The organism is Streptomyces sp. ISL-43, assembly GCF_018614195.1.
Lineage (GTDB): Bacteria > Actinomycetota > Actinomycetes > Streptomycetales > Streptomycetaceae > Streptomyces.
In genome coordinates, this window is sequence record NZ_JAGGOT010000023.1 from 222,532 (window position 1) to 241,291 (window position 18,760).

Annotated in this window: 17 protein-coding genes; 11 read left to right on the forward strand and 6 right to left on the reverse strand. The window is 74.0% G+C overall.

From position 1 onward, the window contains the following. Positions 1-216: 216 nt before the first annotated feature. Complete coding sequence (locus J7F03_RS14125; protein WP_214949379.1) at positions 217-924, forward strand: TetR/AcrR family transcriptional regulator; 708 nt, start codon at positions 217-219, stop codon at positions 922-924. A 62-nt stretch (positions 925-986) separates the two neighbouring features. On the opposite strand, the gene J7F03_RS14130 is transcribed toward J7F03_RS14125, so the two are convergent. Both J7F03_RS14130 and J7F03_RS14135 read right to left on the reverse strand, forming a co-directional pair. Next, complete coding sequence (locus J7F03_RS14130; protein WP_214949380.1) at positions 987-1,529, reverse strand: GNAT family N-acetyltransferase; 543 nt, start codon at positions 1,527-1,529, stop codon at positions 987-989. Between the two features lie 138 nt (positions 1,530-1,667). Next, entirely contained in the window at positions 1,668-1,994 is a 327-nt protein-coding gene (locus tag J7F03_RS14135; RefSeq protein WP_214949382.1) for a protealysin inhibitor emfourin, read from the reverse strand. A gap of 465 nt (positions 1,995-2,459) precedes the next feature. Here J7F03_RS14135 and J7F03_RS14140 point away from each other — a divergent pair, with 465 nt between their 5' ends. The 3 genes from J7F03_RS14140 to J7F03_RS14150 all read left to right on the forward strand — a co-directional run bounded on the left by J7F03_RS14140 (position 2,460) and on the right by J7F03_RS14150 (position 6,005). Then, a complete protein-coding gene (locus J7F03_RS14140; protein WP_214949384.1) occupies positions 2,460-3,926 on the forward strand; it encodes a hypothetical protein in 1,467 nt (488 codons plus the stop codon). A 225-nt stretch (positions 3,927-4,151) separates the two neighbouring features. Beyond that, complete coding sequence (locus tag J7F03_RS14145; protein WP_214949386.1) at positions 4,152-5,009, forward strand: sulfurtransferase; 858 nt, start codon at positions 4,152-4,154, stop codon at positions 5,007-5,009. A gap of 231 nt (positions 5,010-5,240) precedes the next feature. After that, positions 5,241-6,005, forward strand: a complete 765-nt coding sequence (locus J7F03_RS14150; RefSeq protein ID WP_214949388.1) for a DUF4097 family beta strand repeat-containing protein — start codon at positions 5,241-5,243, stop codon at positions 6,003-6,005. 129 nt (positions 6,006-6,134) lie between these two features. Here the strand turns inward: J7F03_RS14150 and J7F03_RS14155 are convergent, their stop codons facing one another. Both J7F03_RS14155 and J7F03_RS14160 read right to left on the reverse strand, forming a co-directional pair. Then, complete coding sequence (locus J7F03_RS14155; RefSeq protein ID WP_214949390.1) at positions 6,135-6,344, reverse strand: hypothetical protein; 210 nt, start codon at positions 6,342-6,344, stop codon at positions 6,135-6,137. 140 nt (positions 6,345-6,484) lie between these two features. Further along, on the reverse strand, positions 6,485-6,961 hold the full coding sequence (locus J7F03_RS14160; protein ID WP_214949392.1) for a DUF4259 domain-containing protein: 477 nt from the start codon (positions 6,959-6,961) through the stop codon (positions 6,485-6,487). A 264-nt stretch (positions 6,962-7,225) separates the two neighbouring features. Here J7F03_RS14160 and lon point away from each other — a divergent pair, with 264 nt between their 5' ends. Together lon and J7F03_RS14170 are read left to right on the forward strand one after the other, a co-directional pair. After that, positions 7,226-9,622 carry an endopeptidase La gene (gene lon, locus J7F03_RS14165; protein ID WP_214949394.1) on the forward strand — a complete coding sequence of 799 codons (2,397 nt, stop codon included), beginning with the start codon at positions 7,226-7,228 and terminating at the stop codon, positions 9,620-9,622. 95 nt (positions 9,623-9,717) lie between these two features. After that, positions 9,718-10,158 carry a MarR family transcriptional regulator gene (locus J7F03_RS14170; RefSeq protein ID WP_308379491.1) on the forward strand — a complete coding sequence of 147 codons (441 nt, stop codon included), beginning with the start codon at positions 9,718-9,720 and terminating at the stop codon, positions 10,156-10,158. Between the two features lie 77 nt (positions 10,159-10,235). Here J7F03_RS14170 and J7F03_RS14175 read toward each other — a convergent pair whose 3' ends face one another. Further along, entirely contained in the window at positions 10,236-11,009 is a 774-nt protein-coding gene (locus J7F03_RS14175; protein ID WP_214949396.1) for a protein phosphatase 2C domain-containing protein, read from the reverse strand. Between the two features lie 443 nt (positions 11,010-11,452). Here J7F03_RS14175 and J7F03_RS14180 point away from each other — a divergent pair, with 443 nt between their 5' ends. The 5 genes from J7F03_RS14180 (at position 11,453) to J7F03_RS14200 (ending at position 17,338) form a co-directional block, all read left to right on the forward strand. Continuing rightward, positions 11,453-14,446 carry a nitrate- and nitrite sensing domain-containing protein gene (locus J7F03_RS14180; RefSeq protein ID WP_214949397.1) on the forward strand — a complete coding sequence of 998 codons (2,994 nt, stop codon included), beginning with the start codon at positions 11,453-11,455 and terminating at the stop codon, positions 14,444-14,446. Beyond that, positions 14,443-14,922, forward strand: a complete 480-nt coding sequence (locus tag J7F03_RS14185; RefSeq protein ID WP_214949398.1) for a roadblock/LC7 domain-containing protein — start codon at positions 14,443-14,445, stop codon at positions 14,920-14,922. The genes J7F03_RS14180 and J7F03_RS14185 overlap by 4 nt, the downstream gene beginning before the upstream one ends. Further along, positions 14,919-15,308: a DUF742 domain-containing protein gene (locus J7F03_RS14190; RefSeq protein ID WP_214949399.1), complete on the forward strand. Its 390-nt coding sequence runs from the start codon at positions 14,919-14,921 to the stop codon at positions 15,306-15,308. Before J7F03_RS14185 ends, J7F03_RS14190 begins: the two co-directional genes overlap by 4 nt. Next, on the forward strand, positions 15,289-15,945 hold the full coding sequence (locus J7F03_RS14195) for an ATP/GTP-binding protein (RefSeq protein ID WP_374104328.1): 657 nt from the start codon (positions 15,289-15,291) through the stop codon (positions 15,943-15,945). Before J7F03_RS14190 ends, J7F03_RS14195 begins: the two co-directional genes overlap by 20 nt. Positions 15,946-16,027: 82 nt before the next feature. Continuing rightward, positions 16,028-17,338, forward strand: a complete 1,311-nt coding sequence (locus J7F03_RS14200; RefSeq protein ID WP_214949400.1) for a styrene monooxygenase/indole monooxygenase family protein — start codon at positions 16,028-16,030, stop codon at positions 17,336-17,338. Here J7F03_RS14200 and J7F03_RS14205 read toward each other — a convergent pair. Further along, a complete protein-coding gene (locus J7F03_RS14205) occupies positions 17,239-18,540 on the reverse strand; it encodes a C40 family peptidase (protein ID WP_214949401.1) in 1,302 nt (433 codons plus the stop codon). The genes J7F03_RS14200 and J7F03_RS14205 overlap by 100 nt on opposite strands. Positions 18,541-18,760: the final 220 nt, after the last annotated feature.

Below are 18,760 nucleotides of genomic sequence, written 5' to 3' on the forward strand. Positions count from 1 at the left end.
CCTCGTCGCCGGCCTGGCGGTTCACGGTAGGCGCGAAAACCGTGTACCCACTAGGTTTTGGTTTGTGACGTGGGTCACCCCGTTCGGGGGGCCGGGAGCGAGCCGCGGCGGGTGGGGTCCGGGGGACGGGGGCGTGCGTGGGGGATCTAGCTAGGCCGTCTCTTTCGGATCTTGCCGGGCGACAAGATCCGAAAGAGACGACCTAGGCTGCTCGGCATGGCAGAGGACAAGGACCGCACGGCCCCGAAGACGGCGGGCGGCCGCGGTGGGCGCGGCGGCCGGGGCGGCTACGCGGTGGGCGACGCACGCCGCCGGATGATCCTCGACACCGCCGTCGAGCACTTCGCGCAGTGGGGCTTCCACGCCTCCTCGCTGGCCCGGATCGCCCATGACTGCGGAATCACCCAGGGCGGCCTGCTGCACCACTTCCGGGGCAAGGAAGACCTGCTGCTGTCGGTCCTGGCACAGAGCGAGCAGCACGACGTGGACCGGCTCTTCACCGCACCGGACGAGGAGGTCCCCCCGGTCGCCGCGCACTTCGCCGCGGTCGTCGCGCTCGCCGCGGACAACGCCCGCCGGCCAGGCCTCGTACGCATGTACAACACGCTGGTCGGGGAGTCCGGGAACCCGGGCCACCCCGCGCACGACTACTTCCGGCAGCGCTACGCCCGGGTCCTCGGCTACAGCGTCGGCGTGCTGAGGGCGGGCGTGGCAGGCGGCGAGGTCAGGCCCGGGACGGACTGCGAGGCCGTCGGCCGCGAGATCCTCGCGGTGATGGACGGGTTCCAGATCCAGTGGGTCCTGGACCCCGAGGGCGTGGACATGGCGGGCCTGCTGGCGGGGTACCTGGACCGGCGGCTGCGGGAGATCACGGTGGCGGGGACGGGGCTGGGGGCCGGGGCCGGCCGGCCTGGTCCGGGCTGAAGCCGCGTCTGCCGAAGCCCGTGCGGCGTGACGGCCGCCCGGGCTTCGGCACGTGGGAAGACTCAGCCCTTCGGGTCCGGCTTCCAGTCCTGGACGAGGAGCCCGAGCAGCACCTCGTCAAGGAACTCGCCCATCACCCAGGCCGAGGAGCGCAGCACGCCCTCGCGGACGAAGCCGTTGCGCTCGGCCGAGCGCAGCATCGCGGCGTTGTCCGACAGCGTCTCGATCTGCAGCCGCCGCAAGCCGCGCACGACGAAACCGTAGTGGCACAGCACCGCGACCACGTCGGTGCCGTAGCCCTTGCCGCGAGAGGACGGCAGCAGTCCGAGGCCGATGTGCGCGGACCGGTTGTGGTTGTCGATGTTCGACAGCACCGCGGTGCCGACCAGCGTGCCGCCGTCCAGCTCCACTACGGAGAACGGGACGTGCCCCTGCTCCTTGTCGTCCACCACGAGCCGCGAGTCCTGCGAGCCGGGCGTGATCGGCCGCCACGGCCGGCCTTCGGCCCGCGCGGAGTTGACCACGTCGTCGTAGAGCTCGGCCCGCAGGATCGGGATGTCGTCCTCGTGCCGGGCCCTGAGCCCGACCTTGGTGCCTCTAAGCATGCAGGCTTCCTATCCGACCGGGTTCGCCGACGGCAAGCCGATAAGGCAACCGCATGGGCACCCCCCCAGGCCCCCGGGGCCTGGAGGCGCGTCGCCGGGCCCCGGAAGATCCGAAAGAGCCGGCCTACGGGACAGCCCTTAGTTCGGGCTGAAGGGCGGGAGCGCGCTCAGGACCTTCTCCAGGGGCTTGGGCAGCTTGCTCTGGTCGGCGGCGACCTCGTAGCCGCCGTGCCGGAAGGCGTAGGTGAACCCGTCCGCGACGGGCTGGTCGGACCTGGAGATCCGTGGCAGGTGGGCGAAGTCCGCCTCCTGGAGGGCGGTCCGCAGCTTCGCGAGGGCGTCCGCCGAGAGCTTGTCGGTGTCGATCACCGCGGCTTTCGTGTCGAGCCGCAGGAACGATCCGTCGCTCTTGATGATCAGCGTGCTGTTCTTCCCGGCGAAGCCGCCGCTACGGGTGACCGCCACGAGGGTCACTTCGGAGGCGGGCGGTGAGGGGCTCGGCGCGGGAGCGGACGCGGACGTACTGGGCGCGGGGCCGGTGCCGCCGGTGCCCGGGCTCGGGGTCTCGCTCTGACCGGGAGCCGGGGTGCCCGTGACCGGCGCACTCGGGGAAGCGCCGCTCGCGCCCGGTGTCGGGGAGGCCCCGTTCTTCGGCCCGTTCTTCGGCCCGCCGTCACCGTCGGACGAGCACCCGCCCAAGCCCGCCGCCACGGCCGCAGCCACGGTCGCCGTCACCAAGCCCACTCGCCATCCACGCGCTCGCATGCCCCACCCCCGCAGGTATTCCGGCTCGAACCCCGAGTATGGAGTCAGCACAACCCGCACGGATAGCACCCGGAGGCCCACATCAGCCGCTTCGCCCCTTGGCGCTGGCTGCCGCCGCTCACCGCCGTCGTACTCGGCCTCTGGGGTCTCTCGCGCGGCGGTTCCATGTGGCGCGACGAGTCCGTCACCTGGCAGGTCGCGCACCGGCCGCTCGGCGACCTGTGGGAGCTGCTCGGCCAGGTCGACGCCGTCCACGGCCTGTACTACCTGCTGATGCACGCCGTCTTCGCGCTGTCGGGCACCGGTCCCGACCCCACCGCCCTGTGGCCCCTGCGCCTTCCGTCGGTAGCCGCCACCGCCCTGGCCTCGGCCGGCGTGGCCGCGATCGCACACCGCCTGGTGGCGCAGGGCACGGGCCGGGGTGCCGCGGATGCCGGGGCCGGCGGGGTCGACGGGGCTGACCGGGCCGACGGGGCCGAGCCCGGCGAGCAGGGCGGTCGAGGGGAGCGGTCCCTCCGGGCCGGCCGAGGCGGGCCCGACGGAGCGGGCGGTCGGAGGCGGTGGGCGGGTGGGAGCGGGCGAGGCGATCGGGCCGGGCGGGCCGCGCTGTTCGCCGGGCTCGGCTACGCCGTGCTGCCGCCCGTGCAGATGTACGCGCAGGAGGGGCGCTCGTACGCCCTCGTCGCCGCGGCCGTGGTCTGGGCGACGTACCTGATGCTGCGCCGGTGGTGGGCCGCCTACGCCCTGGTGCTGGTGCTGGGGTGCTGGCTGCACGAGTTCGCCGTACTGGCGCTGCCCGCGCACGCGTTCACCGCGTGGCGTTCGCGCGGCTGGCGGCTCGCCGCCGGGGCCGTGGTGGCCGCGCTGCTGCCGCTCGCCCTGGTCAGCGCGCGGCAGGCGCAGCAGCAGCTGGGCTGGCTCGGGCGGCCGAGCTGGCAGGACTGGGCGGCGTACGGGGTCCTCGCGGCCGCCGCGCTGCTCCTCTCCCGGGGGGCCGCGCGGGAACTCGTACGGGTGGCGCTGCCGCTGGCCCTGCTGCCGCCCGGGCTGCTGCTGGCGGTCTCACTGGTGCACCCCTGGTACGTCGACCGGTACGTCCTCTACGCGCTCGCGGGCCTGGCCCTCCTCGCCGGGGTACGGCTCGCGGGGGCGCGGGGGTGGTGGCCGTGGCTGCTGATCGCGGCCCTCCTCGTCCCCGCCGCGCTCTGGTCGGCGTGGCTGCGCACCCCGGAGAGCCGCAAGGACGACGTCCTCGCCGTGGCCGCGGCCGTCCGCGAGCGCGCGCGCCCGGGCGACGCGGTGCTGTTCCTGCCCGCGCGGCGGCGCGAGTGGGTCCTGTCCTCGCCGGAGCTCTACGCGTCCCTGCGCGACCTCGCCCTGTCCCGGACCCCGGAGGCTTCGCGGAGCCTCCAGGGCGTGGAGCGGACGCCGGAGGAGATCCGCGAGGCCCTGCTGGACCCGGGCGTCGACCGGGTGGTGGCCCTGCTGGACCCCGCCGGCCAGCCGCTGGACGGCTACCCGGCGGAGGCGGTGAAGCGGCAGACGCTGGTCTCCGCCTTCGACCTGTGCTCGGTGACGCCCCTGCGCGGCGCCCGCGTGGCCGTCTTCGCCCGCCCGGGCAACTGCCCGTAGAACGGCGGGCCGTCCCTTTCGGGCTCGCGGCGGCCGTTGCCACAGCTTGCGGCGTTGCGGGGGGTGCCCGGTGGCCCGGCAGCGCGGTGCCGGCCCCCACCGCCGGGCGCGGGGCCACGCTGTCCGGCAGGTGGCGGGCCGGGGACGGGCCGGTGGGCGGGGCGTAGGAGGGTGGGCCGGGGGGCCGGTGGTCTCGGGCCCGTGGACCTGTGCCGGAGGTGCCGTATGGCCGCAGTTCGTTCCCGTTCGCTCACGCCGCCCGGGCCGCTCGTCGACGGCGACTGGCTCGCGGAGCGCCTCGGCACGCCCGGACTGGTCGTCTTCGACGCCTCCGTCGGCGCCCACCGCGACGCGGACCGACGCATCCCCGGCGCACGGCCCTTCGACCTCGACGGAGTGCTGTCCGACCACGACGCCGCCGCCCCGCACACCATGCCGGGCGCGGCCGACTTCGCCGAAGCCATGCGGGCCCTGGGCGTCGACGACACCAGCACGGTCGTCGCGTACGACGGCGCCGGCCTCTACTCCAGCGCCCGCGCCTGGTGGATGCTGCGCGCCATGGGCTTCGACCGCGTCGCCGTCCTCGACGGCGGGCTGCCCGCGTGGCTCGCCGCCGGGCGGACGTCGGAGGAGCAAGGACCGGCGTACGAGGGCCCGCGCGGCACCTTCACCGCCCGGCCCCGGGCCGGACTGCTGGTGGACGCGGCCACCGTCTCGGCGGCCCTGGCCGACCCGGCGGCCGCGGTACTCGACGCCCGTACCCGCGAGCGCTTCGCCGGCGCGGCTCCCGAACCCCGCCCGGGCCTGCGCGGCGGACACATGCCGGGCGCGGCCAACCTCCCCTTCGGCGAACTCCAGGGCCCCGACGGCCTGATGCGCCCCGCCGCCGAACTCCGTACGGCCTTCGGGGCGGTGGCGGGGGAGCGGGAGCGGCTCTACTTCAGCTGTGGGTCGGGTGTCACCGCCTGTGTCCTCGCGCTCGGCGCAGACCTCGCCGGCTACCGGGAACTCGCGGTGTACGACGGCTCCTGGAGCGAGTGGGGCATGCCGTCACCGGACCGGCCCGTCGTCCAGGGAAGCTGATGCCGGGGCACCGCCGACTCGGTGCCGCCCGCCGGGCGGAGCTTCAGGGACACGGGCTGTCCGTCGCCGCGTTCGCGCCGGAGGCCGGGGCTCCGGGGCGGGGCGGTGGCAGCGCGTACGGACGCCAGGCCGCCGCGTCGCGCCTACGCGCGGCGGCCGGGGGTTAACCCCACCCGGATCCTGGCACGGGCACCATGCCGCGCGGCTGTCCGGAGCGGCACGATCGGGTACATGACCACGAAGTCGCCTTCGCGCACCGCCGCCGCCGCTTGCACTGCCGCGGCCCTCGCCGCCGGGCTGCTGCTCACCGGCTGCTCCTTCGACTCCTCCGGAGACCGGGGCAAGACGGCGAGCGCCGACACCACGGTGGCCGAGGCCGTCACCGCCGTCGACGTGTCGGACGCCCGCAGCGGCTCCATCGAGGTGGCCGCGGGTACCGGCCCGGGCGTTGCCGTACGCCGCACCGTCCACTACCGGGGCGATGCCGTGCCCGAGCCCGCCCAGCGGGTCGTGGACGGCGTGCTGATCCTCACGAACGGCGGTTGCTCCGGCCGGTGTTCCGTCGACTACCAGCTGGAGGTGCCGGCCTCCGCCACGGTCAGGCTCGACAGCAGCAGCGGCGGCATCACCGTCGCGGGGGTGGCCGCGGCCGACGTCGAGACCTCCTCCGGCTCCGTCCGGGCGGACCGGATCGCCGGCCCGCTGAAGGTCCGTACGTCCTCAGGTGCTATCGCCGCCGAGAACCTGGCCGGAGCCGGTGTGGACGCCCGTTCCGACTCGGGTGACGTCCGCCTGGCCTTCGCGAAGGCCCCGAGCTCGGTCGCCGTGGAAACCAGCTCGGGCAACGCCCAGTTGAAGCTTCCCTCGGCTCCGTACGCCCTCGACGTCTCCACGACCTCCGGCGAGCGCGACATCACGCTTCCCACGGACCCGTCCGCCACGGCCCGCCTCGCGGTGGAGACGACGTCGGGCGACATCCGGATCTCGGCGGTCTGAACGGTCCGTCCCCGAAGTCCGTCGCCGGAGTCCGGCCCCGGAGTTCGCCGCCGGAGTCCGGCCCCGGAGTTCGCCGCCGGAGTCCGGCCCCGGAGTTCGCCTGCGGAGCCCGCCGCCGGAACTCCCGCGCTAGAAGCTCTCGACGACCTGCCAGTCCTCTATCGGCTTCTTCCGGAACATCCCCCGGGAAATCCGGCGGGTGAGCACGGTCGCGCCCGGCCCGTACTCGTCGAGCTCTCCGAAGGCCTCGGCGGCGGAGTCGTAGACGAACTTCCTGCCCTTCGAGTTCCGGATGATCCATTCGCGCTGCTCATTGACCCCAATGCCCTCCACGTACATGCGGTGATCGTAGGCCCGGCCCGAGACCAACGCCCCGCCGGGGCCCCCGAACTGGGACATTGCCGGGAATCGGCCGCCAGGACGCGTGCTCGGATCGCGTTCTTCGTCGACGCGGCCGGAGAGCCCGCCGCATCGTCGGGTCATGGGACCTGGAGGAGCGGGGTGATGCCGGTCCGTATGCCCGACCGGACGGCCTGTGCCTCTATTCGAACGGGATCCGGCAGGAGAGGGATTCGGAGCCGGGCGATGGTCTCCCGCCAGGGGCCGTCCGCGTCGGTTTCGCCCCAGAGCTCCATGAGTTCGGAGGGCTCGGTGACCACGCGGTCGAGGGCTTGGACGGCGAGTTCGCGCAGGTCGGCGGAGAGCTGAGGGACGGGCAGGTCGGGGCCGTAGGGCGTGGTCACGGGCTCACCCCCCGGGCATTGCGCGGCAACGAGTGCTGCCGCGGCGACCGCCTCCACCGCCATGTCCTGGTCGAGGTGGTCCCGGGTGCCGATGGTGCGGACGAGTGCGCTCCGGATGATGCCCTCCCGCTCGTCCTCGGGTGCCTCGTCGAGGCCGCCGGAGAAGTCCGCCGCGGTGTCGTTGTCGAAGGGGCCGACGTCCCAGGTGCCCATGCGTCTCTCCTGCTCGTGGTGATGTCCGGGCATCGTGACAGCGGCCACTGGTAGCGCCTACTGACAGCGGCCGCGGCCGGCGGCCGGCGGCTCGTCCTCCTTTCGCCCGTCCGCGTGGTCCATCGGCGCTTCCCGTGCGGTCGGCCGGCACCGGACGGCCACCTCCTGACGGTGTTCGCCCCGGGCGAACGGGGGTTGGGGAACATTGGGGCGCGCACATGCATTGAGTCGGCATAGCTCAACTTCACTGCCGGAGGGAAGATCATGGCTTCGACGTCCGTAACGCTCACCCTGCCCGTGTTGCCGCTCGACGACGAGGTCGTGCTGCCTGGGATGGTCGTTCCGCTGGACCTGTCCGATGCCGAGGTGCGAGGCGCCGTGGAGGCCGCGCAGGCCGCCGCGGCTGGCGGGAAGCCGCAGGTGCTGCTCGTGCCGCGGGTCGACGGGAAGTACGCCGGGACCGGGGTGCTGGGGACCGTCGAGCAGGTGGGACGGCTGTCGGACGGTGATCCGGGGGCGCTGATCCGGGGGCGCGGGCGGGTCCGTATCGGGGCCGGGACCACCGGGCCCGGGGCCGCGCTCTGGGTCGAGGGGGAGACCGTGGACGAGGCCGTCCCGGATCCGCTGCCCGGGGCCGTCGCCGAGCTCGTCAAGGAGTACAAGGCGCTCGCCACCAGCTGGCTCAAGAAGCGCGGTGCCTGGCAGGTCGTGGACCGGGTGCAGCAGATCGAGGGGGTGGGGGCGCTCGCGGACAATTCCGGGTACTCGCCCTTCCTGAGCGTGGCGCAGAAGGTCGAACTGCTGGAGACCGCGGATCCCGTGGCGCGGCTGCGGTTCGCGGTGAAGGCGCTCAGCGACCACCTCGCCGAGCAGGACGTGGCCGAGTCCATCGCCAAGGACGTCCAGGACGGCGTCGACAAGCAGCAGCGGGAGTTCCTGCTGAAGCGGCAGTTGGAGGCCGTGCGCAAGGAACTGCGCGAGCTGGGCGGGGAGAAGGAGGGGGAGGAGTCCGACGACTACCGGGCCCGGGTCGAGGCCGCCGACCTGCCCGAGAACGTACGGGAGGCCGCGCTCAAGGAAGTCGACAAGCTGGAGCGCTCCAGCGACCAGTCCCCCGAGGGGTCCTGGATCCGCACCTGGCTGGACACCGTCCTCGAACTGCCCTGGAACGAGCGGACCGAGGACGAGTACGACATCCGGGGCGCCCGGGCCGTACTGGACGCGGAGCACGCCGGGCTGAGCGACGTGAAGGACCGCATCACCGAGTACCTGGCGGTGCGCAAGCGGCGCTCCGAGCGCGGGATGGGCGTCGTCGGCGGGCGCAGGGGCGGTGCCGTGCTCGCGCTCGTGGGCCCGCCCGGGGTGGGCAAGACCTCCCTCGGGGAGTCCGTCGCGCACGCCATGGGGCGCAAGTTCGTCCGCGTGGCCCTCGGCGGCGTCCGCGACGAGGCCGAGATCCGCGGGCACCGGCGTACGTACGTGGGAGCGCTGCCCGGCCGGATCGTACGGGCGATCAAGGAGGCCGGGTCCATGAATCCGGTCGTCCTCCTCGACGAGATCGACAAGGTCGGCTCCGACTTCCGGGGGGACCCGGCGGCGGCGCTGCTGGAGGTCCTCGACCCGGCCCAGAACCACACCTTCCGGGACCACTACCTGGAGGTGGAGCTGGACTTGAGCGACGTGGTGTTCCTCGCCACGGCGAACGTGCTGGAGGCCATCCCGGAGGCCCTCGCCGACCGCATGGAGCTGGTGCGCCTGGACGGCTACACCGAGGACGAGAAGGTCGTCATCGCCCGCGACCACCTGCTGCCCCGGCAGCTGGAGCGCACCGGCCTGGGCGCCGAGGAAGTGGTCCTGGAGGAGGACGCGCTGCGCAAGCTGGCGGGGGAGTACACCCGCGAGGCGGGCGTGCGCACCCTGGAGCGTTCCATCGCCCGGCTGCTGCGCAAGGTGGCCTCCCAGCACGAGCTGGGCGAGCGGGAGCTGCCGTACCGGATCGGCGCCGGGGAGCTGCGGGGGCTCATCGGGCGGCCGCACCACGTACCGGAGTCCGCGCAGGATCCGTCCGAGCGGCGTACGGCCGTGCCCGGTGTGGCCACCGGTCTGGCCGTGACCGGGGCCGGGGGCGACGTCCTGTTCGTGGAGGCCTCGCTGGCCGATCCCGAGACGGGCGCGGCCGGGCTCACGCTGACCGGCCAGCTCGGTGACGTGATGAAGGAGTCGGCGCAGATCGCGCTCAGCTTCCTGCGCTCGCACGGGGCCGAGCTGGAGTTGCCGGTCGCAGACCTGAAGGACCGGGGCGTGCACATCCACTTCCCGGCGGGCGCGGTGCCGAAGGACGGCCCGAGCGCGGGCATCACGATGACGACGGCGCTGGCCTCGCTGCTGTCCGGGCGGCAGGTCCGCACGGACGTGGCGATGACCGGCGAGGTCTCGCTGACCGGGCGGGTGCTGCCGATCGGCGGGGTCAAGCAGAAGCTGCTGGCCGCGCACCGGGCCGGGCTGACCACCGTGATCATCCCGAAGCGCAACGAGGCCGACCTGGACGATGTCCCGGCCGAGGTGCTGGAGGGGCTGGAGGTGCACCCGGTAACGGATGTACGCCAGGTCCTGGAGCTGGCCCTCGTCGCCGACGCGGTCCCGGTGACCGCGGCCGCCTGAGGGCGGGCCCGGGATCCCGCTCCGGCGGGGCCCCGGGCCCGCGGCGCACCCGCTGCGAAATACTGGTGTCCCACCCACCACCGAAGGAGCGGGACGTGCACGGGAGCGAAGATCAGGAGTTCCTGGCCCTGGAGCGGGAGCTGTCCGTCTTCCTCCGGCGCGCCCGCGCCTCTTCCGGGGAGATGGCACGCGCCCTGCACCCGGAGCTGGAACCGGCCGCGTACGGGCTCCTCGTACGCCTGGAGGCCGCCGGGCGGCAGCGGGCGACCGAGCTCGCCGCGTACTTCGGGGTCGGCAAGGCCACGATGAGCCGGCAGCTGCGGGCCCTGGAGGTCCTGGGCCTCGTGGCCCGCGAGCCGGACCCGGCGGACGGCCGGGCCTTCCTCGTCGGGCTCACGGAGGAGGGGCGCGAGCGCTTCCTGCGAGTCCGGGGCGCCCGCCGCGAGCAGTACATGCGCAAGCTCGCGGACTGGGACCGCGGGGAAGTGGCGGAACTGGCCCGGCTGCTGAACCAGTTGAACGCGGGCGTGGAGTAGCCGGTCGGCAGGCCCCGCCGCACCCGCCCCGGAGCCGGCCGCCACAGCTCCGCGTGCACCGCCGAAGCGCCGTCGGGCTACAGCTCCGCGTACACCGCCGACGCGTCGTCGTGCCGCTTTCCGCGCGAGTGCGCGCGGTCCGGGTCCGTCTCCAGGGCCCGCACGCGCTCGATCAGGGACCGCGCGCCCTCCTTGCGCAGGACCGCCAGGCACTCGGCCCAGTCGCCCTCCCCGAACGTGTCGGTCCACCTGCTCGCCCCGTCCGTGAGCGCCGCCACCGCCCGCACCCCCGCGCGCGGCGTGCGCCCGGTCACCGCGCGGGCCGACACCGCCGGGTCCGCGGCGGCGGTGAAGAAGCCGCCCTCCGCGTTGCGCAGCAGGTCCGCCGAGGCCTCCGTACGCAGCCGCTCGCGCGGGATCAGGTCCAGCCGGTCGTCGAGGACCGCGCTCACCTCGCCTCCGGGCGCCTGGAGGAGGAGTACGGAGTCCGAGAGCACCAGGTGTTCGACGCAGGACTCGTCCCACCGCACCACGACCACGGTCGCCTGCGGGGTCCGCGCGTGAGAAAGGTCACAGCTGCCGCGGTGGGCGTCGGCGGTGGCGCCGATGGCCTCCGCCAGGACGTGGTCGAGCGGCATGTCCCGCCGCGATCCGGACAGTTCGGTCAATCGGCCCCCGAGCCGGGCCGTGAACCACGGCACTCCGTGCGCGCATCCGACGTCGCCCGGCGGCGGGGTGACCCCGTCGAGGGCGACCAGGACCCCGCCGCCCGATGCGGGCACCGCGGCCGACAGCCAGTCCTCGTTGGGGCGTTCCGGGCTGCCGGGTGCCGAGGCGAGATCGATGCGCATGCGGGCATTCTGCCCGCAGGGGGTGCCGGAGCGGCGGGACGGCCCGGGCAAAGTACGGACCAATGGGGGGAGAGTGGGGCGGGTGGGGCGATAGTCGATCCTTGTGGCCCGTGGGGTGACCGCCGGTATGTGGGCGGGCATCCTGTCAAAAGCCGCATCGATCTTTCAACCACCCGTCCACGGCCGTGCCCTGACACCCGGTCGCCGAGTTGGTCGCCAACTCCTCCGTACTGTTCACTCCTTCGTGTGGCCGGGTGGGCGATGTACGGCTCTCTCCCCAACTCGCTGCGATGGTCTGAGGCGGTACGGCGGCACGGAGCGGCGGTACGGCCGGGGCGGGGGCGTTCACCCGTCGACCGGCCGACACCTCGGCCACACGAGTGGACGAGCACGAGCAGCACACGTAACACGAGCAGCACACGTACACAGGATTGCGAGCACCGGTGCAGAAGAAGCGGCCTCGGAAGAACGGAACCGTCGCGAACGGCACCGCCCCCGACGGCACCGCACCCGACCGACCAGCCACCGGCGCTCCGGGCACCGCGACCGCCCCCGCCGGACGCCGCGTCCGCGTGCGCAGCAGGCTGGTCGTCGGCGTCGCCGTGGCCGGGCTCGCAGTCCTCGCGGCCGGCGCGCCCGCCGTCGTCTCCGCCTCGGCGGACCTCAAGGACTCCCAGCACCTGGTCACCCTCGCCGAGCAGAGCCGCCAGACCCTCACCCTCGCCCACCTGCTCGGCGACGAGCGCGACGCCGTCACCGAGTACGTGGCCAAGGGCCGCCCCGGCGGGCCCCAGGGCGCGCAGGCAGCCGTCCAGGAGCGCACGGCGGGCACCGACCGGCAGCTCGGCGAGGTCCAGCCCGACGCCGGAGAGCAGCTCGCCCGCGCCCTCGGCCGGATCCGCGCCGTCCGCACCGAGGCCCTCGAAGGCAAGGGCAGCCCGCTGGCCGCCCACCAGGCCTACTCCGGCGTCATCGCCGAAGTCCTCGTACCGGGCGGCCGGCTCGCCGAGCTGACCCCGCCGCGCGCCGGGGACGCCCTCGTCACCACCCGCCCGCTGGCCCCCCTCGGCCAGGCCGTGGAACAGGCCTCCGCCACCCGCGGACTGCTGCTCGCCGCGCTGGCCGTCCCCCGCGGCGAGCAGCCCCCCGGCGTCGCCGCCGTCGACGAGCTCACCGGCGCCGCCCAGCGGGCGCGCGTACGGGAGCAGGGCGCCCTCGACGACTTCGCGCGGGCCGCGCGGCCCGACGTACGCCAGACCCTCGCCGCCACCGTCACCGGTCCCGAGGTCAAGACCGCCGACGACTTCCTCAAGCGGCTCACCGACCGGCCTACCCTCTCCAGCGCCGACCGCAAACTCGACGCCGGCACCGTCGGATCGGCCCTGACCGCCCGCCTCGACCGGATGCGCACGGTCGAGGCCACCCTCGCCGGCCAGCGCGCCACCGCGCTCGCCGCGCTGCGCGACGACGACGTGACCGCGCTGGAGACCCTGCTGGCCTTCCTCGGCGTGCTGTTCCTGGTCACCATCGGCATCTCCACCGCCATCGCCCGTTCGCTGACCCGTCCGCTGTCGGTCCTGCGGCGCGGCGCGGCGCGGCTGGCGACCCCGGAGGGCTCGGTGGAACCGGTCCGGTTCACCGGCCGCAACGACGAGTTCGCCGAAGTCGTGCGCAACCTCAACGCGGTACGGGACCAGACGGTCTCCCTGCACACCCGGATCGCCGGACTCGACGCAGACCGGCGCCGCATCATCGGCCGCAACGAGGCGCTCTCCACGGGCCGGGAAGCCCTGGAGGACGAACTGTCGCAGCTGCGGGCGGGGCTGGAGGAGCACCGCCGCATCATGTCGACCACGTCCGTGTCGCTGTCGCTGCGGACCCTGGGGCTCGTCGAACGCCAACTCGCCGTCATCGAGGAGCTGGAGTCCGAGGAACCGGACCCGGACCGGCTCTCCACCCTCTTCAAGCTCGACCACCTGGCGACCGTGATGCGCCGCCACAACGAGAACCTGCTCGTCCTCGCCGGCCAGGAGCACGGCCACGGGCAGGGCCTGCCCGTGCCGCTCGTCGACGTCATGCGGGCGGCGGTCAGCGAGATCGAGCGCTACGAGCGCGTCGACCTCGGGGCGCTGCCCTCGTACACGCAGGTCGCCGGGCACGCCGCCGACGACATCTCGCACGTGCTCGCGGAGCTGCTGGAGAACGCGACGACCTTCTCGCCGCCGGACGCCGAGGTGAAGGTGTCCGGCTGGCTGCTCGACTCCGGTGACGTGGTGCTGTCCGTCGTGGACGAGGGCATCGGCGTCACCGGGGACCGGCTGGCCACGCTCAACGAGCGGCTGGCCACGCCGGAGGCGTACGACGAGGAGCCCGAGTCGGAACACGGCCTGGGCCTCGGCCTGTACGTGGCCGGGCGGCTCGCGGCCCGGCACGGAGTGACGGCGGAGCTGCGGGCCCCGCGGCACGGCGGTACGGAGGCCCTGGTCGTCGTACCGGCGGCGCTCCTGCCCGCCACCCCGCCGGTCTCGCCGGTACACACCCTGGGCACGCCGGGCGCGCCCGCGCTGCACCTGCCCGGTGTGATCGCGGAGGCCAACGAGAACACGCTGCCCTCACGGGTACGGGGCCTGGCCGCGCCCGCCGCCGCGCCGGATCCGGAGGCTTCGGCCTGGCCGGAACCGGGGTTCGAGCCGGAGCCGGCCGTGTCCCCCGAGCCGGGGGTGGCCGCCGGGGCATCGCCCGAGGCGGAGCCCGCGCACCAGCCGGCCTGGGCCCGCGACCCGGAGCCGTCCCCCGAGACGCCGCCGGCCCACGAGCCCGAGCCCGCGTCGGCGTACGAGCCCGCGTCGGCCTACGAGCCCGCGTCGGCCCACGAGCCGGCATCGGCCCACGAGCCCGAGCCCGCCCACGCGCCGGCCGGCGAGCCGGGCGAGGAGCTGCTGGCCAGGGTGGTCCCGGAGCCCGCTCCGGCGGCGTTCGCACCCCAGGCCGGCCAGTTGCCGCCCACGGAGCAGGTGTTCCGGGTGTCGGCCCCCGGGGAGATCCCCGCCGAGCAGGTGTTCCGGGTCCCGCCGCAGGCCGAGGTGCCCGCCGAGCAGGTGTTCCGGGTCCCGGCCCCCGCCGAGGTGCCCGCCGAGCAGGTGTTCACCGTGCGGGCCCCGGCCGAGGCACCCGTACCCGCCGAGGAGCCCGCCGAGGAGCTCACCGACAAGGGCCTCCCGAAGCGGACCCCCCGCGTGGTGGCCGCCGGCCGGGGAGGCGACGTACCCCCCGAGCCGCGCCGCGTGGACGCCGACGAGCTGCGCCGCCGCCTCGGCGGGTTCTACCGGGGTGCCCAGGACGGCCGGCGCGTCGTCGAGGCGGAGCTCGCGCAGGACCGACGGCACGACCAGGGGCAGACCGACCGGGGGGACACCGCACAGGAGGCACGCACATGACCGCGCCCAGTACGTACGGACTGAGCACCCAGGCCCGCAACCTTCAGTGGCTGCTGACCGACCTCGTCGAGGAGGTGCCCGGGGTCAACTCCGTGGCCGTCGTGTCCTCGGACGGGCTCCTGCTGCTCTCCTCCGACCCGGTGGCACCCGACACGCCCGCCGCCGCCCGCCCCAGGGGCCCGCGCGGCGCCTCCGCCGACCTCGCCACCATCGTCTCCGGCCTCGGCTCGCTCACCACGGGCGCGGCCGCCCTGATGGACGGCGGCGCGGTAAAGCAGACCATGGTGGCCATGGAGAACGGCGCCGTCTTCGTCATGTCCGTCAGCGACGGCTCGCTCCTCGGAGTGCACGCCACGCCGGACTGCGACATGAGCGTCGTCGCCTACCACATGGCCCTGTTCGTGGGCCGCGCCGGCCACGTCCTGACCCCCGAAGTCCGCAGTGAGCTGCGCCAGTCGATGGAGAACACCCCGTGAGGAGTCCGGCCTCCGACCGGCTGCCGATACGCGGCGCCGACCGCCGTCCCGCCCGTGTACGCCCGTACTCCCTCACGGGCGGCCGCACCCGCTTCACACAGGTCCTGAACGTCGAGACCTTCGTCGCCGCCCTCGAGACCAGGGCGTCCGAGCCGCAGAAGCCCGACCGGATGCCCGAGATGCCGGCGATCGTCGAGGTCTGCCGCCGCATGCGCACGATCGCCGAGATCGCCGCGCTGCTGAAGCTGCCGCTCGGTGTGGTCCGCGTCCTGGTCAGCGACCTCGCCGACCAGGGAAGGATCCGCGTCTACGGGACGGGGCACGCTGCCGGCCGCCCCGACCGCGCGCTGCTCGAAAGGGTGCTCAGTGGGCTCCGCCGTCTCTGAAACCGGTACCGAGATCGCTCCTGACTCCGGTGTCGGCACCTCCGCCACGGCGGCCGAGCCCGTACAGCCCTGGCAGTACGACCGCTCGCGCGCGCCCGTCGCCGTCAAGGTGCTGGTGGCGGGCGGGTTCGGCGTCGGCAAGACCACCTTCGTCGGGTCCGTCTCGGAGATCGCGCCGCTGCGCACCGAATCGCTGATGACCGAGGCCAGCGTGCCCACCGACGACCTGACCTCCACCCCGGACAAGCACACCACCACCGTGGTCATGGACTTCGGACGCGTCACGCTCGACGACGACCTCGTCCTGTACGTGTACGGGACGCCCGGCCAGGAGCGCTTCTGGTTCATGTGGGACGACCTGGTGCGCGGCGCCATCGGCGGGATCGTGCTCGCCGACACCCGCCGGCTGCGCGACTGCTTCCCGGCCCTGGACTACTTCGAGAGCTGCGGGCTGCCGTACGCCGTCGCCGTCAACCACTTCGAGGGCACGCGCTCGTACGAGCCCGAGGACGTGCGGGAGGCGCTGACCGTACCGGCGCGCGTACCTGTCGTGATCATGGACGCGCGGAGCCGGGTCACGGTGGTCGAGTCGCTGCTGACGCTCGTCGCGCACGCGCTCGACGCCACGCCCGAATAGATCCGACAGTTCCGCGGCCGCGGTCCTCCTTGGGTGCCCGTTACCCGCAACGCCCCCGTACAGAGCGAATCGAGAACGTGAGATGCGCAAGATACTCGTCGTCGGCGCCGGCCAGTCCGGCCTCCAGCTCGCCCTCGGACTCCAGTCGAAGGGGTACGAGGTCACCCTCATGTCCAACCGGACGGCGGACGAGATCCGCACCGGGCGGGTCATGTCCACCCAGTGCATGTTCGACACGGCGCTCCAGCACGAGCGGGACCTCCAGCTGAACTTCTGGGAGCGGCAGGCCCCGAAGATCGAGGGCCTGGGCGTCTCCGTCGCCACCCCCGACGCCGGCCGCGCCATCGACTGGCTGGGCAAGCTGAAGGGCCACGCCCAGTCCGTCGACCAGCGCGTGAAGATGTCCGGCTGGCTGGACACCTTCGCGCAGCGCGGCGGCCAGCTCGTCATCCACGGCGCGTCCGTCTCCGACCTCGACTTCTTCGCGCGCACCTACGACCTGGTGCTGGTCGCGGCCGGCAAGGGCGAGCTCGTCTCGCTGTTCGGCCGGAACGCGGCCCGCTCCCCGTACGACGCCCCGCAGCGCGCGCTCGCGGTCAGCTACGTGCACGGGCTCGGTCCGCGCCCCGAGCACCCGGACACGGAGGCCGTGCGCTGCAACCTGGTCCCCGGCGTCGGCGAGCTGTTCGTCATGCCGACGCTGACCACCTCCGGGCGGGCCGACATCCTGTTCTGGGAGGGGATCCCGGGCGGTCCGCTGGACGTGTTCAACGGCGTGCGGGACCCGGCCGAGCACCTGGCGCTGACGCTGGAACTGATGGAGAGGTTCACGCCCTGGGAGTACGCCCGGGCGACGAAGGCGGAGCTGACGGACGCGGGCGCCACGCTCGCCGGCCGGTACGCGCCCGTCGTCCGCAACCCGATCGGGCGGCTGCCCGGCGGCGGCCTGGTGCTGGGCGTCGCGGACGTGGTGGTCGCCAACGACCCGATCACCGGGCAGGGCTCGAACTCCGCCGCCAAGTGCGCGGCCTCGTACCTCTCGTCGATCCTCATGCACGGGGACAACCCGTTCGACGAGGCGTGGATGAAGGCCACCTTCGACAAGTACTGGTTCACCTCGGGCAAGCCCGTGACCCAGTGGACGAACGCCATGCTCGGCGTCCCGCCGGAGCACGTGCTGAACCTGATCGGCGCGGCCGGGCAGCTCCAGCCGGTGGCGGACCGTTTCGCCAATGGCTTCGACAACCCGGCCGACTTCGACGCGTACTTCTACGACCCCGAGGACGCGGCCGATTACCTCGCGGAGGTCGCGGGGGCCTCCGCTTCCTCGGGCTCGGCTTCCTCGGCCTCGGCCGCGGGGGCTTCGCCCGTGGGGGCTTCGGCCTCCGCGTAGCCGGTGTCGTCCCCCGCCGCGGCCGCCTGGGAGTCGGGCAGCTCCGGCGGGGTGAAGTCGGACAGCGGCGCCCCGTCCGGGTCGGGCCGTACCGCGCCGAGCAGCGGATTCGCGGCGATCGGCGAGACCTTGACCTTCGTGCCCGGGCGGGGTGCCTGGATCACCTTGCCGTCGCCGACGTACAGGGCCACGTGCGTGGCGGTCGGGAAGTACACCACCAGGTCGCCGGGACGGAGCTTGTCGAGGGGCACCCTCGGCAGCTGGGCCCACTGCTCCTGACTCGTCCGGGGGATGGTCCGCCCGGCATGCGCCCAGGCCTGCGAGGTCAGCCCGGAACAGTCGAAGGACGCCGGGCCCTCGGCGCCCCAGACGTACGGCTTCCCGATCTGGGCCGTCGCGTACGTGAGGGCCGTGCCGCCGGCCGCAGTGGGATTACGGGACTGCGCGCCGAGCTTCCCCGATTCCACCAGCGCCCGCTGCGCGGCGGCGGTGTCCTCGGCTTCGCGCGTGCCGAGCTCGCCGAGCTGGCCGGGGGTGAGCGAAGCGAGCGTCCGTTCGACATCCTTGAGCCGGCTCGCGGCCTCGTCCTTGCGCTTCTTCGTCTCGGCGGCCAGCTTCTGCTCGGAGTCCAGGGCCTTGCGGGCGGCGGTGGCGAGGGCGTCGGCCCGCTGCTCGCCCCGGGCCAGCCGGTGCAGCGCGGCGGCCCGCCGGGCACCCTCGCGGTCGGCGATCCGGCGCTGGTCCAGGGCGCTCTGCGGGTCCCCGGCGAACAGCATCCGGGCGTACGGGGAGAAGCCCCGGGCCCCCCTGTACTGCTCGCGCGCCAGCCGGCCGGCGGTGGCCTGGGCGTCGCCGACGGCCGTACGGGCCTTCCCGAGCTCGGTACTGAGCCGCCGCTCCTCGCCTTGGCGGGCGGTGAGCGCGCTCTCGGTGGCGTTGTAGGCCTCGGCGGCCTGCTCGGCCTGCTGGTAGAGGCCTTGGAGGCGGGTGAGGAGCACGCCGACGGGCTCGGCGGGGGCGGCGGGGGCGGCGGCCGCGTTGGGCTCGGCGGGTGCTTCGGGTGCTTCGGGTGCGGCGGGTGCTGCGGGTGCTGCGGGTGCTGCGGGCTCGGCTTGGGCGGCGCCGGGGATCGGTCCGGCCGTGACGAGGGCTGCGGCGATGCAGGCGGCGTGAAGCAGCCGACGCCGACGTCGACGTGACATGTGGTCACCTCCAGGCGGCCGATGCTGCCATGCCTGGTATGACAAATCGCCCACCCGGGTCGGCCGTGCCGTGGCGCTCACCCGGTCGGGCGTACGGTCGCCCGAGGCCGGATGAAACGCTTGGTGAGGCTTTGGCCAAGTACTGGGTGAGGGGTCATCCAGACCCCGGAATCAGGGGAGGGACCGGGTGTACAGCGCACAGAAGGACACCGGATGGGCG

Bases quoted from the DNA above. Each gene is read 5' to 3' on its own strand.
- lon (WP_214949394.1), top strand. From the start codon at position 7,226: ATGGCTTCGACGTCCGTAACGCTCACCCTGCCCGTGTTGCCGCTCGAC.
- J7F03_RS14125 (WP_214949379.1), top strand. From the start codon at position 217: ATGGCAGAGGACAAGGACCGCACGGCCCCGAAGACGGCGGGCGGCCGC.
- J7F03_RS14160 (WP_214949392.1), bottom strand. From the start codon at position 6,961: ATGGGCACCTGGGACGTCGGCCCCTTCGACAACGACACCGCGGCGGAC.
- J7F03_RS14140 (WP_214949384.1), top strand. From the start codon at position 2,460: ATGTGGCGCGACGAGTCCGTCACCTGGCAGGTCGCGCACCGGCCGCTC.
- J7F03_RS14185 (WP_214949398.1), top strand. From the start codon at position 14,443: ATGACCGCGCCCAGTACGTACGGACTGAGCACCCAGGCCCGCAACCTT.
- J7F03_RS14175 (WP_214949396.1), bottom strand. From the start codon at position 11,009: ATGCGCATCGATCTCGCCTCGGCACCCGGCAGCCCGGAACGCCCCAAC.
- J7F03_RS14150 (WP_214949388.1), top strand. From the start codon at position 5,241: ATGACCACGAAGTCGCCTTCGCGCACCGCCGCCGCCGCTTGCACTGCC.
- J7F03_RS14145 (WP_214949386.1), top strand. From the start codon at position 4,152: ATGGCCGCAGTTCGTTCCCGTTCGCTCACGCCGCCCGGGCCGCTCGTC.
- J7F03_RS14205 (WP_214949401.1), bottom strand. From the start codon at position 18,540: ATGTCACGTCGACGTCGGCGTCGGCTGCTTCACGCCGCCTGCATCGCC.
- J7F03_RS14155 (WP_214949390.1), bottom strand. From the start codon at position 6,344: ATGTACGTGGAGGGCATTGGGGTCAATGAGCAGCGCGAATGGATCATC.
- J7F03_RS14130 (WP_214949380.1), bottom strand. From the start codon at position 1,529: ATGCTTAGAGGCACCAAGGTCGGGCTCAGGGCCCGGCACGAGGACGAC.
- J7F03_RS14200 (WP_214949400.1), top strand. From the start codon at position 16,028: ATGCGCAAGATACTCGTCGTCGGCGCCGGCCAGTCCGGCCTCCAGCTC.